The organism is Pseudomonas sp. GM84, from assembly GCF_000282535.1.
Lineage (GTDB): Bacteria > Pseudomonadota > Gammaproteobacteria > Pseudomonadales > Pseudomonadaceae > Aquipseudomonas.
The window spans coordinates 1-14,300 of sequence record NZ_AKJC01000009.1 but is presented as its reverse complement, the minus strand read 5'-3'; the positions used below and the strand labels follow the sequence as shown (position 1 = coordinate 14,300).

General features: G+C 62.3%; 16 protein-coding genes. 7 read left to right on the top strand and 9 right to left on the bottom strand.

Annotation, left to right across the window (positions count from 1 at the left end; translation table 11 throughout):
• Window positions 1–26: 26 nt before the first annotated feature.
• From trpD to PMI38_RS01025, 3 genes are all read left to right on the top strand, one after another.
• Window positions 27–1,076, top strand: a complete 1,050-nt coding sequence (trpD, locus tag PMI38_RS01035) for an anthranilate phosphoribosyltransferase (RefSeq protein ID WP_008089556.1) — start codon at window positions 27–29, stop codon at window positions 1,074–1,076.
• A complete protein-coding gene (gene trpC / locus PMI38_RS01030; RefSeq protein WP_008089555.1) occupies window positions 1,073–1,906 on the top strand; it encodes an indole-3-glycerol phosphate synthase TrpC in 834 nt (277 codons plus the stop codon). The genes trpD and trpC overlap by 4 nt, the downstream gene beginning before the upstream one ends.
• A gap of 167 nt (window positions 1,907–2,073) precedes the next feature.
• Window positions 2,074–2,778 carry a lipoate--protein ligase family protein gene (locus PMI38_RS01025; RefSeq protein ID WP_008089554.1) on the top strand — a complete coding sequence of 235 codons (705 nt, stop codon included), beginning with the start codon at window positions 2,074–2,076 and terminating at the stop codon, window positions 2,776–2,778.
• Here PMI38_RS01025 and crp read toward each other — a convergent pair.
• Window positions 2,775–3,419, bottom strand: coding sequence for a cAMP-activated global transcriptional regulator CRP (gene crp / locus PMI38_RS01020; RefSeq protein ID WP_008089553.1), 645 nt, complete (start codon window positions 3,417–3,419; stop codon window positions 2,775–2,777). The two genes, PMI38_RS01025 and crp, sit on opposite strands and share 4 nt — an antisense overlap.
• Before the next feature lie 191 nt (window positions 3,420–3,610).
• On the opposite strand from crp, the gene PMI38_RS01015 reads away from it, so the two are divergent.
• On the top strand, window positions 3,611–4,033 hold the full coding sequence (locus tag PMI38_RS01015; protein WP_004376171.1) for an OsmC family protein: 423 nt from the start codon (window positions 3,611–3,613) through the stop codon (window positions 4,031–4,033).
• Window positions 4,034–4,145: 112 nt separating this feature from the next.
• Here the strand turns inward: PMI38_RS01015 and PMI38_RS01010 are convergent, their stop codons facing one another.
• The 6 genes from PMI38_RS01010 to hemJ form a co-directional block, all read right to left on the bottom strand.
• Entirely contained in the window at window positions 4,146–5,186 is a 1,041-nt protein-coding gene (locus PMI38_RS01010) for a DUF2157 domain-containing protein (protein WP_008089541.1), read from the bottom strand.
• Between the two features lie 10 nt (window positions 5,187–5,196).
• Complete coding sequence (coq7, locus tag PMI38_RS01005; RefSeq protein ID WP_008089539.1) at window positions 5,197–5,844, bottom strand: 2-polyprenyl-3-methyl-6-methoxy-1,4-benzoquinone monooxygenase; 648 nt, start codon at window positions 5,842–5,844, stop codon at window positions 5,197–5,199.
• Window positions 5,845–5,909: 65 nt separating this feature from the next.
• Complete coding sequence (locus PMI38_RS01000; protein WP_008089536.1) at window positions 5,910–6,248, bottom strand: histidine triad nucleotide-binding protein; 339 nt, start codon at window positions 6,246–6,248, stop codon at window positions 5,910–5,912.
• 64 nt (window positions 6,249–6,312) lie between these two features.
• The gene (locus tag PMI38_RS00995; RefSeq protein ID WP_008089534.1) at window positions 6,313–7,095 is read right to left on the bottom strand and encodes an SDR family NAD(P)-dependent oxidoreductase; all 783 of its coding nucleotides are present in this window, start codon (window positions 7,093–7,095) and stop codon (window positions 6,313–6,315) included.
• A 67-nt stretch (window positions 7,096–7,162) separates the two neighbouring features.
• The gene (locus PMI38_RS00990; protein WP_008089532.1) at window positions 7,163–8,119 is read right to left on the bottom strand and encodes an NAD(P)H-dependent flavin oxidoreductase; all 957 of its coding nucleotides are present in this window, start codon (window positions 8,117–8,119) and stop codon (window positions 7,163–7,165) included.
• Window positions 8,120–8,149: 30 nt separating this feature from the next.
• Window positions 8,150–8,575 (bottom strand): protoporphyrinogen oxidase HemJ, encoded by a 426-nt coding sequence (gene hemJ / locus PMI38_RS00985; protein ID WP_008089529.1) that lies wholly within the window; start codon window positions 8,573–8,575, stop codon window positions 8,150–8,152.
• 143 nt (window positions 8,576–8,718) lie between these two features.
• On the opposite strand from hemJ, the gene argC reads away from it, so the two are divergent.
• Together argC and erpA are read left to right on the top strand one after the other, a co-directional pair.
• On the top strand, window positions 8,719–9,753 hold the full coding sequence (argC, locus tag PMI38_RS00980) for an N-acetyl-gamma-glutamyl-phosphate reductase (RefSeq protein WP_008089527.1): 1,035 nt from the start codon (window positions 8,719–8,721) through the stop codon (window positions 9,751–9,753).
• A 145-nt stretch (window positions 9,754–9,898) separates the two neighbouring features.
• Complete coding sequence (erpA, locus tag PMI38_RS00975; protein ID WP_008089525.1) at window positions 9,899–10,249, top strand: iron-sulfur cluster insertion protein ErpA; 351 nt, start codon at window positions 9,899–9,901, stop codon at window positions 10,247–10,249.
• A 59-nt stretch (window positions 10,250–10,308) separates the two neighbouring features.
• Here erpA and PMI38_RS00970 read toward each other — a convergent pair whose 3' ends face one another.
• Window positions 10,309–11,400 carry an anhydro-N-acetylmuramic acid kinase gene (locus tag PMI38_RS00970; RefSeq protein WP_008089523.1) on the bottom strand — a complete coding sequence of 364 codons (1,092 nt, stop codon included), beginning with the start codon at window positions 11,398–11,400 and terminating at the stop codon, window positions 10,309–10,311.
• A 4-nt stretch (window positions 11,401–11,404) separates the two neighbouring features.
• Window positions 11,405–12,823 carry a peptidoglycan DD-metalloendopeptidase family protein gene (locus PMI38_RS00965; protein ID WP_008089521.1) on the bottom strand — a complete coding sequence of 473 codons (1,419 nt, stop codon included), beginning with the start codon at window positions 12,821–12,823 and terminating at the stop codon, window positions 11,405–11,407.
• A gap of 215 nt (window positions 12,824–13,038) precedes the next feature.
• On the opposite strand from PMI38_RS00965, the gene tyrS reads away from it, so the two are divergent.
• Complete coding sequence (gene tyrS / locus PMI38_RS00960; protein ID WP_008089519.1) at window positions 13,039–14,238, top strand: tyrosine--tRNA ligase; 1,200 nt, start codon at window positions 13,039–13,041, stop codon at window positions 14,236–14,238.
• The last annotated feature ends 62 nt before the right edge of the window (window positions 14,239–14,300 follow it).

The window sequence follows — 14,300 nt, the reverse complement described above, 5'->3', positions numbered from 1 at the left end:
CCGGCGGCCGCCGCTAAGGATCGAACATGGATATCAAGAGCGCGTTGAGCCGTATCGTCGGCCACCTGGACCTCAGCACCGAGGAAATGCGTGACGTCATGCGCGAGATCATGACTGGTCAGTGCAGCGAAGCGCAGATCGGCGCATTCCTGATGGGCATGCGCATGAAGAGCGAGAGCATCGACGAGATCGTCGGTGCGGTCTCGGTGATGCGCGAGCTGGCCGACAAGGTCGAACTGAAAAGCCTTGATGGCGTGGTCGATATCGTCGGTACCGGCGGCGACGGCGCCAACATCTTCAACGTTTCCACCGCCTCGTCGTTCGTCCTGGCAGCCGCGGGCTGTACGGTCGCCAAGCATGGTAACCGCGCAGTGTCCGGCAAGAGCGGCAGCGCCGACCTGCTGGAGGCTGCGGGCATCTACCTGAACCTGACGCCGGTCCAGGTTGCGCGCTGCATCGACAGCCTCGGCATCGGTTTCATGTTTGCCCAAAGCCACCACAGCGCCATGAAGTACGCCGCCGGTCCGCGTCGTGACCTGGGCCTGCGTACCCTGTTCAACATGCTCGGCCCGCTTACGAATCCGGCCGGAGTGAAACACCAGGTGGTCGGCGTGTTCACCCAAGCCTTGTGCCGCCCGCTGGCCGAGGTGCTGCAGCGCCTGGGCAGCAAGCATGTGCTGGTGGTGCATTCGAAGGATGGCCTGGACGAGTTCAGCCTGGCTGCGCCGACCTTTGTCGCTGAGCTGAAGAACGACGAAATCACCGAATACTGGGTCGAGCCGGAAGACCTTGGCATGAAGAGCCAGAGCCTGCATGGCCTGGCCGTCGAGAGCCCACAGGCATCGCTGGAGCTGATCCGCGACGCCTTGGGCCGGCGCAAGACCGAAAACGGCCAGAAAGCGGCCGAGATGATCGTGCTCAATGCGGGCGCAGCGCTGTACGCCGCTGACCATGCCATGAGCCTCAAGGCGGGTGTGGAACTGGCCCACGACGTCCTGCACACCGGCCTGGCCTGGGAGAAGCTGCAGGAGTTGGGTGCCTTTACCGCGGTATTCAAGGTGGAGAACGAAGCATGAGTGTGCCGACGGTGCTGGAAAGGATCATTGCCCGCAAGTTCCAGGAAGTGGCCGAACGCAGCGCGCGCGTCAGCCTTGCCGAACTGGAGGCCCTGGCCAGGACGGCCGATGCGCCGCGTGGTTTTGCCAAGGCCCTGATCGAACAGGCCAAGCGCAAGCAGCCGGCGGTAATCGCAGAAATCAAGAAGGCGTCGCCGAGCAAAGGTGTGATCCGCGAGAACTTCGTGCCCGCGGACATTGCCGTCAGCTATGAGAAGGGCGGGGCGACCTGCCTGTCGGTGTTGACCGACGTGGATTACTTCCAGGGTGCCGACGAGTACCTTCAGCAGGCCCGCGCTGCGGTCTCGCTGCCGGTGATCCGCAAGGACTTCATGGTCGACCCTTACCAGATAGTCGAAGCCCGTGCCCTGGGGGCCGATTGCGTGTTGCTGATCGTGTCGGCGCTCGATGACGTGAAGATGGCCGAGCTGGCTGCCACCGCCAAGGACGTTGGCCTGGACGTACTGGTCGAAGTGCATGACGGTGACGAACTGGAGCGCGCGTTGAAGACCCTCGATACGCCGCTGGTGGGGGTGAATAACCGCAACCTGCACACCTTCGAGGTCAGTCTTGAAACCACCCTCGACCTGCTGCCGCGCATCCCGCGTGACCGCCTGGCCATTACCGAGAGCGGCATTCTCAACCGTGCCGATGTCGAGCTGATGGAAATCAACGAGGTGTACTCGTTCCTGGTCGGTGAAGCGTTCATGCGCGCCGAGCAGCCGGGGCTGGAACTGCAGCGGTTGTTTTTCCCCGAGCAGGTGAAGAAGACCGTTCAGCAACTGGACTGATTGAAACGAAGCCGGCTTATGCCGGCTTTTTTGTATGTCCGTTCTGGCCTCTTCGCGGGTCAAGCCCGCTCCCACAGGTTCTCACTGCACTCAGGCATTGGGGTGTACATGTGGGAGCGGGCTTGCCCCGCGAAGAGGCGAGTGAAAACAACATAGAAGGTGGATCAATGATCGATCAACCCCTGGCCCTCACCGTCGAACAAGGCCTTCACGCCGAACAGGATCTGCTGGCTGCCGTATGCCGCGGCGAACGGGAACATGGCGTGCTGTTCTGGCGCCCCACCGACCACGCCCTGGTCATGCCCCGGCGCATGAGCCGCCTGGACAACTTCGAAGTCGCCTGCGCCGAGCTGGCAATCGCCGGCTGGCCGGTGCTGCTGCGCGAAAGCGGCGGCGAGCCGGTGCCCCAGTCCCATTCGACGGTGAACGTTGCCCTGGTCTACGTCGCGCCGCGCAGCGAAGGCGACCATGGCCGAATCGAAAACGCTTACGAGCGCCTTTGCCTGCCGCTGTGCGATGTCTTGCGCGAATGGGGCGGCGTGGCATCGGTGGGCGAAATCGACGGTGCTTTTTGTGATGGTCGCTACAACGTCAATCTGAATGGCCGCAAGCTGGTCGGTACGGCTCAGCGCTGGCGCCAGGGACTGGGCGGCAAGCGGCCGGTGGTGCTGGTGCATGGCGCGCTGCTGCTGGATAACGAGCGCGAGTCGATGGTCGCCGCGGTCAACCGCTTCAACGAATGTTGCGAGTTGGAGCAGCGCTGTCGTGCCGATAGCCATATCGCCCTGCACGAAGTAGTGCCCGAGGCGCCCTGGTTCGAGCGCTTGTCACAGGCCTACAACGACGTGCTGGCGACGCTGCCCAAGGATTAACGGGTGCCGTAGACCACCATGGTCTTGCCCTTGACCTGCACCAGGCTGCGTTCTTCAAGATCCTTGAGGACGCGGCCGACCATCTCCCGTGAACAGCCGACAATGCGGCCAATTTCCTGACGGGTGATCTTGATCTGCATGCCATCAGGGTGGGTCATGGCATCGGGCTGCTTGCACAGGTCGAGCAGGCAACGGGCCACCCGGCCGGTAACATCGAAGAATGCCAGGTCGCCGACCTTGCGCGTCGTGTTGCGCAGGCGCTGGGCCATCTGGCTGCCAAGGGCATAGAGAATTTCCGGGTCTTGCCGCGTCACTTCGCGAAACTTGTCGTAGCTGATCTCTGCCACTTCGCATTCGGTCTTGGCACGGACCCAGGCGCTGCGCTGCTGATCACTGTCGGACGGCTCGAACAGCCCCAGTTCCCCGAAGAAATCGCCGTTGTTGAGGTAGGCAATGATCATCTCATGCCCTTCGTCGTCTTCGATCAGTATGGTGACCGAGCCCTTGATGATGAATGACAAGGTTTCGGCACGATCGCCAGCACAGATAATGTTGCTCTTGGCGGTGTAGCGACGGCGCTGGCAATGCACCAGCAGCTTGTCGATGTTCTTGATCTTGGCGGGTAGGGCTGAGGCAACCATCACGAAATCCTGTTCGATGTGACGCATAGGCTCTTGTTAGTCATTGCCTGGCGCCTGGCGCCAGTCAATTGGCGCCAGCTTATCAGACACTGCAGGATGTTTCGGCACAAATGCGACGCGCATTGAGCTTTTCCGACAGCCATACAAGGCTTAAGCTGACACCCTTTTGCGAATTCCAGGAGTACGGACAGATGAAGGCACGCATCCAGTGGGCCGGTGAAGCGATGTTCCTCGGCGAGTCGGGGAGCGGCCACGTGGTGGTGATGGATGGCCCGCCCGAGGCTGGCGGCCGCAACCTGGGCGTGCGCCCGATGGAAATGCTCCTGCTCGGCCTGGGTGGCTGCAGCAGCTTCGATGTGGTGAGCATCCTGAAGAAATCCCGCCAGGCGGTGGAAAGCTGCGAAGCCTTCCTGGAAGCCGAGCGCGCCAGTGAAGACCCGAAGGTTTTCACCAAGATCCACATGAATTTCGTGGTCAAGGGCCGTGGGCTGAAAGAAGCTCAGGTCAAGCGGGCGGTGGAGCTGTCGGCGGAGAAGTATTGCTCGGCGTCGATCATGCTGGAGCGCGCTGGTGTGGAAATCACCCACGGCTACGAGATCGTCGAGCTGGGTTGATTCCAAGATTTTGGGGCTGCTGCGCAGCCCATCGCTGGCAAGCCAGCTCCCACACCGTCCCTGTGGGAGCCGGCTGGCCGGCGATGGGCCGCAAAGCGGCCCCAGCGGTATATCAGTTGCGCAAGGCCGGCAAGACAACCCGCAACCAACCCGGAAGCCAACTTCTCACCGCCCGGCTCAACCGCTCCCGCCGCTTCTGATACCCCAGCCCCAAGCCAATGACGCCAAGCCCGATCAACGTCAGCACCACCGGGAACAGCAGCGACTCGGCAAACACCTCGTACGACAGGTAGCCGAGATAAGCCGCCACCCCCAGCGCCCCGAACACCATGAATTGCGGCCGGCGCAGCAGTACAGCCATCCCCATCAGGCCAAGGTTGATCAAGCAGTACAGTGCCTTGCCCAGCTCACTGTCGCTTTCCATCATCGTCAGCCCGCCCCAGAACGCCGCCAGCCCGGCCAGGTAGCCCCAATGGGCATAGTCCTCGCGGGTACGGCCGTCCACCAGCAGAAATACCAGTAACAACCCCAGCCCGAACCACAGCGACACCGTGCGCCGCTGCTCCCAGCTGAACGGCAAACCGTACACCCACTCGCTCAGGTCCATCGACATGAACCACAGCGCGACGGCGATCGGCATCACGATGAACGGGTAAGGGATCAAGCGCAGCATCAGCAGGCCGGCCAGCACCGTGGCTGCCTCCATCATCAGCCAGCCACCCTGTACGTAGGTGTAGTACTGGTGATAGTTCGCTTGCGCATCGTCCAGCGGCCACCAGCCAGCCAGGCGTTCGAGAGCGAACACTGCCAACGGCACGATGCTCACCGCGACGGCCGCCAGCACGCCAGCGGCAATGGGCTGCTGGCGCTTCTGCAGATTCAGGGCGAACAGGGTGAGCAAGGCGATGTACAGGGCAGCGATGGCCAGCAGGGCCGCGTCGCCAATGCGCATCCAGGCCTCGGTCAGCAACCAGCCCATGGCGCCCATGATCAACAGGGCGCCGAAGTAGAAGGCGACGTGCGCCAACTGGAAACTGCCACGCGAGGCAGGCTGGTTGTGCAGGAACTCCAGCAGGGCCTGGTCCTGGCCCGGCTGGAGTATGCCGGCTTGCACGGCGCGCGCCAGTTCCTTGGCGTCTATTCGGTCCGTCATGGGCGTGCCCTTAGATGCGGTAGGTGCTCTTGGTCATGACCTTGGCCAGCAGGCTCATGCCAAAGCGTACCGGTGCCGGGAAGCGATAGCCGCCGGCCTCGAGGGCAGATTCGGCGTGCTGTTCTTCATCCACGCGCATCTGTTCGAGGATGGCGCGGGATTTCTCGTCTTCGTGGGGAATTTGCTCGAGGTGTTCGTCAAGGTGCTTGCACACCTGATGCTCGGTGGCGGCGACGAAGCCCAGGCTGACTTTGTCGCTGACCAGGCCGGCGAGGGCGCCGATGCCGAACGACATGCCGTAGAACAGCGGGTTGAGCACGCTTGGGTGACTGCCCAACTGACGGATACGCTGCTCGCACCAGGCCAGGTGGTCGACTTCTTCCTCGGCGGCATGTTCCATCGCCTTGCGTATCTGCGGCAGCTTGGCGGTCAGGGCCTGACCCTGGTACAGCGCCTGGGCGCAGACTTCGCCGGTATGGTTGATGCGCATCAGCCCGGCAACGTGGCGGGTCTGGCTTTCGTCCAGGTCGACATCCGGCTGGATGATGGCCGGGGAGGGCCGGGACGGTTGGCCGCTGAAGGGCAGCAAGGTGCGCATGGCGGTATCGGCCTGCAGCAACAAGCGGTCGAGCGGCGAGTAGTGACGTTCGGTAGCCATCGGGCACCTCCGCTAGAGTGTGCCCGACAGTTTACCGCAATCGCTTCAGGGTCGCTTGCCCTGCATCAGCCCGGTGGCCAGTGCATCTGGCGCTGGCCGAGCACGTGCATGTGGATGTGGTAGACGGTCTGGCCGCCTTGTTCGTTGCAGTTCATGACTACGCGGAAACCGTCCTCGCAGCCGAGCTCCTTGGCCAGGCGCTGAGCCGTGAACAGGATATGGCCTGCCAGGCCTTTGTCTTCTTCGGTCAGGTCGCTGAGGGTGCGGATGTGTTTTTTCGGGATGACCAGAAAATGCACCGGCGCCTGGGGCGCGATATCGTGAAACGCCAGAACCTGGTCGTCCTCGTAGATGATCTTCGCCGGGATTTCCCGGTTGATGATCTTGCAGAATAAATCGTCCACAGCACTTGCTCCATGGTGAGGGTCCGGGCCGAGTGTACTGAGCCAGGCGCCGCTCGCCCAGTGGCTATTCCATTCCGGCCGGGCAGTAACGTCGGTGGATGAACCCTGCCAGCTTGCGTGCCAGCCAGCGCGGCAGCAGGCGCGGGGCGAAGGCCAGCCAGCGGTTGCGCCGCAGCGGCATGATCAGCGGGCGGTTTTTTGCCAGGGCGCGGACTGTGTACAACGCCACTTCCTCGGGGCTCAGGCAGCGGCTGCTGCCGTCGAGTCGGGGAATGCGCCGACGCGCGGAGCGCACCGGGCCGGGGCACAATACCGAGACCTTGATGCCGGTAGGCTTGAGCTCTTCGCGCAGTGCTTCGGTGAAGTTCAGCACATAGGCCTTGCTCGCGGCATAGGTCGCCATCCATGGTCCTGGCGCGACTGCTGCCAGGCCGGCGACATTGAGGATCTGCCCGCCGCCCTGTACCGCCATCAGGTTGCCGATGGCGTGGCACAGGCGGCTCATGGCGAGGATGTTGACCTCAAGCAAGTCTTGCTCATCGGCCCATTCGTGGGCCAGAAACGGACCGTAGGTACGTTGGCCGGCGCAATTGACCAGCAAGTCGATACGCCGTTCGCCTTCCTCAAGCTCCAGCACGAAGCCTGACAGGCGCAGCGGCTGGCTCAGATCGCAGGCGCGAAACAGCACTTCGACACCAAAGCGCTGGGTCAGCTCCATGGCCACCGGCTCCAGGGTTTCTCGATGGCGTGCCACCAGGATCAGACTACGCCCGCGCCGCGCCAGCGCTTCCGCCAGGGCCAGGCCCAGGCCGCTGGAAGCACCGGTGATCATGGCGTAACGGGTCATGCAAGGCTCCTGGGGGCTGAAGAGGGCGCCTAGTGTACAACTTGGCCGGGCAAGGTGTTGCCTTTTGCTACAAGGCCTTGGCGCTTAGTGCCTGGGTGCGCTCCAGCGCTGACCGGTACTCGCCGTGCAGGCGTTCGATCAGCTCGCCAGCTGCGGGCAGGTCATGGATCTCGCCAACACCTTGGCCGGCGGACCAGACAGTCTTCCAGACCTTCGCTTCATCATCGAGGGGCTTGAGTTTGCCGGCCTCGTGCCCGGATTTCAGCGCGGCCATGTCGTAGCCGGCCTGTTCCAGGCTCGGGCGCAGGAAGCTCGCTGGAATCCCGGAAACCGCGGGGGTGTGGATGATGTCGGCGGCATGGGCACCTAGCAGCATCTGCTTGTAGGGCTCCTGCGCACGGCTTTCGCGAGTGGCGATGAAGCGAGTGCCCATGTAGGCCAGATCGGCGCCCAGCAACTGGGCAGCGAGAATCTCGTGGCCGTGGTTGATGCAGCCGGCCAGCAGAAGGGTCTTGTCGAAGAACTGGCGGATCTCGGCCGCCAGAGCGAATGGGCTCCAGGTGCCGGCATGCCCACCGGCGCCCGCCGCCACGGCGATCAGGCCATCGACACCCGCCTCGGCGGCTTTTTCCGCATGCCGGCGGGTGGTTACGTCGTGGAACACCAGGCCGCCGTAGCTGTGTACTGCATCCACCACTTCTTTGACTGCGCCGAGGCTGGTGATGACGATCGGTACGCGATGCTCGACGCACAGCGCCAGGTCGGCCTGCAGGCGCGGATTGGTGGGGTGGACAATCAGGTTGACGGCATAGGGCGCCGGCTCATGCAACTGCGCCAGGCCTGCCTCTATCTCCTCCAGCCAGGCTTTGAAGCCAGCACTGTCGCGCTGGTTCAGGGCCGGGAAGCTGCCAACCACACCCTTGCCGCAACAGGCCAGAACCAGATCGGGGTTGGATATCAGGAACATGGGTGCAGCGACCACGGGCAAGCGCAGGCGATTTTCCAGCGAAGCGGGTAAAGACATGGGCAAGGCTCCAGTGCAGAACGGGTTGCGTCAGAACGGTTTGACCACCACGAGGATCACGATGCCCAGCAGGAACAGCACCGGCACTTCGTTGAACCAGCGGTAGTAGACATGGCTGCGCGTATTGGCGCCGCTGGCGAAGCGTTTGAGCTGGGCACCACATATATGGTGGTAGCCGGTCAGCAGGATCACCAGGGTCAGCTTGGCATGTAGCCAGCCTTGGCTCAGCCAGCCGGGGGTGAGGTATAGCATCCAGGCCCCGAACACATAAGTGGCGATCATTGCCGGGTTCATGATGCCGCGGTACAGCTTGCGCTCCATGGTCACGAAGCGTTCCTGGCTGATGCTGTCCTGGCTCTGGGCGTGGTAGACGAACAGGCGAGGCAGGTAGAACAGGCCGGCGAACCAGCAGACCACGCTGACGATGTGCAGCGCTTTGATCCATAGGTAAAGCATGGAGGGAGTTCCTTCAGGTTTTCACGGTCGTCAGATAGTAGAGGCCAAGTGCCCGAAGGGTCACCCGAAGAGTTGTTACAGGCGCCTTGCACCCCTATTATCGTGCGCTTTCCAGTTGGCTCGTTGATAAAGGGGCAAGCGTTATGATCAAGGTCGGTATCGTCGGCGGCACGGGTTACACCGGCGTCGAACTGTTGCGTCTGCTGGCGCAGCATCCACAGGCCGAAGTGGCGGTCATCACTTCGCGTTCCGAAGCGGGTGTGGCGGTCGCCGACATGTATCCGAACCTGCGCGGTCACTACGACGGCCTGGCCTTCAGCGTGCCGGACAGCAAGGCCCTGGCGGCCTGCGACGTGGTGTTCTTTGCCACTCCGCACGGTGTTGCCCATGCACTGGCTGGTGAGTTGCTGGCTGCCGGCACCAAGGTCATCGACCTGTCCGCCGACTTCCGCCTGCAGGACGCCACCGAGTGGGGCAAGTGGTATGGTCAACCGCACGGTGCCCCCGAGCTGCTCAAGGATGCGGTCTACGGCCTGCCTGAGGTGAACCGCGAGAAGATCCGCCAGGCGCGCCTGATCGCGGTGCCGGGCTGCTACCCGACCGCTACCCAGCTGGGCTTCCTGCCGCTGCTGGAGGCTGGCCTGGCCGACCCGTCGCGCCTGATCGCCGACTGCAAGTCGGGTGTCAGCGGTGCCGGTCGCGGGGCTGCCGTGGGTTCGCTGTTCTGTGAAGCCGGCGAGAGCATGAAAGCCTACGCGGTCAAAGGCCACCGCCACCTGCCGGAAATCAGCCAGGGCCTGCGTCTGGCTGCGGGCAAGGACATCGGCCTGACCTTCGTGCCGCACCTGACTCCGATGATCCGCGGCATCCACGCCACCCTGTACGCCACCGTCGCCGATACTTCGGTCGACCTGCAGGCACTGTTCGAGAAACGCTATGCCGATGAGCCGTTCGTCGACGTGATGCCAGCGGGCAGCCACCCGGAAACGCGCAGCGTGCGCGGTGCCAACGTCTGCCGTATCGCCGTTCATCGCCCGCAGGGTGGTGACCTGGTGGTGGTGCTGTCGGTGATCGACAACCTGGTCAAGGGCGCTTCCGGCCAGGCGGTGCAGAACCTGAACATCCTGTTCGGCCTGGACGAGCGCATGGGGCTGTCCCACGCGGGCCTGCTGCCGTAAGCGCAGGTTTATCGAAGAGGCCCGCCCAGTGCGGGCCTTTTTGTTTGCCGCGACTAAAGCCGCACAATTCTTGACCAATTTTCTCGGAGAAGCGGATAATGCGCGTCATCGAGTTATATGGCGGCACTGCGCCGGGAGAATCTACATGAGCGTCGAAACCTTCACCCCCACGGTTCTGGAATTCACCCAAGGGGCAGCGCAAAAGGTGAAGACCCTGGTTTCCGAGGAAGGCAACGAGCGTCTGAAGTTGCGCGTGTTCGTGACCGGCGGCGGTTGTTCGGGCTTCCAGTACGGTTTCACCTTCGATGAAGATGTGGCCGAAGATGACACCATCGTCGAGCGCGAGGGCGTATCCCTGGTGGTCGACCCAATGAGCTTCCAGTACCTGGCAGGTGCCGAAGTGGACTACCAGGAAGGCCTGGAAGGTTCGCGCTTCGTGATCAAGAACCCGAACGCCGCCACCACCTGTGGCTGCGGTTCCTCGTTCTCGATCTGAGCCTTGCGATACGAAAACGCCGCGCATTTGCGCGGCGTTTTGCATTGTGGCGTAGCCAGTCAGGCCGGGTAGATCGCGCCGAGCACACGCAGCCCTTTGGCAGCGGTCACGCTGGGGCGGTTGGCGGCGATACCCTCGAGACAGCAATGGGCGAGCCAGGCAAAGGCCATGGCCTCGACCCAATCAGGATCGACACCGTGCGCCGCGGTGCTAGCCACCTGAGCCTCGGGCAGCAGTGCGCCAAGGCGAGCCATCAATGCACCATTGCGTGCACCTCCGCCGCACACCAGCAAGGCTTCGGTACCTTGCTGGGCGTTGTTCAGCGCGTCGATGATGCTGCGCGCGGTGAGTTCCAGCAGGGTGGCCTGGACGTCCTCGTCACGGTAGGGGGGGAGTCGGTCAAGGTGGCTATCCAGCCAGGGCAGGTTGAACACTTCACGGCCAGTGCTCTTCGGCCCGCTGCCAGCGAAGAACGGATCAGTCAGCAGGCTGCTGAGCAAATCGGCCTGCACCAGGCCGCTGGCTGCCCAGGCACCGTCTGCGTCATAAGGCTGGCCGTGCTTGCGTTCGATCCAGGCGTCCAGCAACACATTGCCTGGGCCGCAGTCGAAGCCATGCACCGGCTTGTCCTGCTCGATCAGACTGAGATTGCTGAAACCGCCGACGTTGAGAATGGCCAGGCGCTGCCCGAGGTGGCTGAACAAGGCTTCGTGGAAAGCTGGCACCAGGGGCGCGCCCTGGCCTCCAGCTGCCACGTCGCGGCGTCGGAAGTCGGCAATCACACTGATCCCGGTGAGTTCAGCGAGCAACGCCGGGTTGCCAATCTGCACGGTAAAGCCGCGAGCAGGCTCATGCCGGATGGTCTGCCCGTGGCTGCCGATGGCACGAATGGCACTGGCTTGCAGGCCACGTTTCGCCAGCAATTGCTGGATACCTTCGCCTGCCAGGCTGGCCCAGCGATTTTCCGCCAGTGCGGCACGAGCGATCTCGTCTGGGCCGCTGCTGCACAGGCTCAGCAGCGCTTGGCGCAGATCGGAGGGCATGGGTACATAGTGAGTGGCGAGCAGTTCCAGCTGCTCGCCGTGTTCGATCAGGGCGATATCCAGGCCATCGAGGCTGGTGCCGGACATCACCCCCAGGTAGAGCGCCATGGCGTTAGCGCTTGTTCGCAGCGAGCATGGTGGCCTTTTCCTGATCCATGCGGGCAATCAGGGGCTGACTCTGCTGCATGAAGCGTTGGCGTTCGGCCTTGGTGATCGGGTCGGCCATGGGTACTTTCTGGCTCAGTGGGTCGACATGCACGCCGTTCACCTGGAACTCGTAGTGCAAGTGCGGACCGGTGGAAAGGCCGGTGGTGCCGATGTAACCGATGATCTGGCCTTGTTTCACGCTGCTGCCGTTCTTGATGCCTTTGGCAAAGCCCTGCATGTGTCCATAGAGGGTCTTGTAGCTGTTGCCATGGGCAATGATGACGGTGTTGCCGTAGCCACCGCGGCGGCCGGCGAGCTCGATGCGGCCGTCACCTGCAGCCTTGATCGGCGTGCCCCGTGGCGCCGCGTAGTCGACCCCCTTGTGCGCGCGGATCTTGTTCAGGATCGGGTGCTTGCGCCCGGCGGAGAAGCGCGAGCTGATGCGGGCGAAGTCAACCGGGGTACGGATGAAGGCTTTGCGCAGGCTGTTGCCGTCGGCGGTGTAGTAGCTGGTGTTGCCTTGCTTGTTGGTGTAGCGCACTGCCGTGTAGGTCTTGCCGCGGTTGGTGAAGCGGGCAGAGAGTATGTTGCCGGTGCCAACCACCTTGCCGTCCATGACCTTCTGCTCGTAGACCACGTCGAATTCGTCGCCCTGACGGATGTCCTGTGCGAAATCGATGTCATAGCCGAGCACTTTGGCCATGTCCATGGCCATGCTGTGGGAAAGCCCGGCGCGCTGGGCCGAGGCCGACAGCGAACTCTTGATGACACCGTGGGCGTAAGCGGTACGTACGACGGGTTTGCTGATTTCGCGAGCGAAGGTGTAGCCCTTGGCCGTCTTGGTCAGCCGTATGGTTTCGAGGTTGCTTACCTTGCTGTGCAGGCTGGCCAGTTGGCCAGTCTTGTCGAGTTCGAACTGCAGCACCTGGCCATGCTTGAGCTGGCTGAATTGCTTGGCCTGCTTGTTGCTGGCCAGCAGGTCGTGCACTGCATTGGTCGGCAGACCGACCTTGGCGAACAGCGTCGACAAGGTGTCGCCGCGTGCGACGGTCACTTCGCGGTGGCTAGGGTCCTTGGCTTCTGGTTTCTGCTCGGCAGCCGGGGCTTGCTGAGCCGCTTGTTCGGTTGTGGTTTCGGCGCTTTCGATCTGTGCGAAGGGCGTGCCCTGATCGCCTTCGACTTGCACCAGTGGCGCGGCCTTGGACTCGTCCTTCAGCTGTTCGGCCGGGCTTTCCAGCTCCAGGCTGAGCGTGGTCTTCTTGGCTTCGACTTCGCTGGATGGAAATACCAGCAGTGCCAGGCTGAGCAGGGCGGCGATGCCGCTGGCGGCCAACAGATGGCTTTTCGGATAAAGCGGGGGCGCTTTAGGCGTTTCGTTGGTCATAGGTAAGGTGGCTTTGAAGAAAAGTGAATATGGAAAAGATGAATGACATGATGAAGATGAAATAACTGTATAAAATATAACCAAATCCATTTTCACGCAAGGGCGCGTAGACGCCGCAACGCTGCGGTCAGGTCACATTCCGTTGCGAAACTTGTATTTGATGGCCGATCTTGTATGGTTGGCTCCCCTTGAATCTGAGCCTTGCGGGTCTGTCTATGAAGTCGGTTGAAGAGCAGCTGGCGCTTATCAAGCGCGGTGCGGAAGAAGTATTGGTCGAGTCGGAACTGGTTGAGAAGCTCAAGCGCGGCCAACCTCTGCGCATCAAGGCAGGCTTCGATCCTACTGCCCCCGACCTGCACCTCGGGCACACGGTGCTGATCAACAAGCTGCGCCAGTTCCAGGAGCTGGGGCATCAGGTGATCTTCCTGATCGGTGACTTCACCGGGATGATTGGTGACCCGAGCGGCAAGAGCGCTACGCGCCCACCGCTGACGCGCGAGCAGGTGCTGGACAATGCTGAGACCTACAAGCAGCAGGTGTTCAAGATCCTCGATCCGGCCAAGACCGAAGTCGCCTTCAACTCTACCTGGATGGACAAGCTGACGCCGGCCGATTTCATCCGCCTGGCTTCGCAGTACACCGTAGCGCGGATGCTCGAGCGCGATGACTTCGACAAGCGTTACACCACCAATCAGCCAATCGCCATCCACGAGTTCCTTTACCCGCTGGTGCAAGGGTACGACTCGGTGGCGCTGAAGGCGGATGTGGAGCTGGGTGGTACCGACCAGAAGTTCAACCTGCTGATGGGGCGTGAGCTGCAGCGTGCCTACGGTCAGGAAGCGCAGAACATCGTGACCATGCCGTTGCTCGAAGGCCTCGACGGCGTCAAGAAGATGTCCAAGTCGCTGGGTAACTATGTGGGTATCCAGGAAGCGCCGGGTGTCATGTACAGCAAGCTGGTGTCGATCCCCGATACGCTGATGTGGCGTTACTTCGAGCTGCTGAGCTTCCGTTCGATGGAAGAGATCGATCAGTTCCGTGCCGATGTGGCCAATGGCGCGAACCCGCGTGACATCAAGATCAAGCTGGCGGAAGAGATCGTTGCGCGTTTCCATGGTGAAGAGGCTGCGGCCAATGCGCACCGTGCTGCGGGTAACCGTATGAAAGAGGGTGAGCTGCCGGAAGACTTGCCTGAGATTGAGGTTTGCGCGGCAGAAGACTTGCCGATCGCTGCCGTTCTGAACCGGGCGGGCCTGGTGAAGAACTCGGCGATGGCGCGGGACCTGCTCAATGGCGGTGCCGTCAAGGTCGACGGCGCGGTGGTTGAGCGCGACTTCATGTTTGCAATTGGCGCAACCCATGTGTGCCAAGCGGGCAAGAAGGCGTTTGCGCGGATCACTCTCAAGGCTGAGTGATCGGTTGTTGATGTAGCTATATATAGAAGCGGGGAGGCCGATAGGCCTCCCCGCTTTGTTTT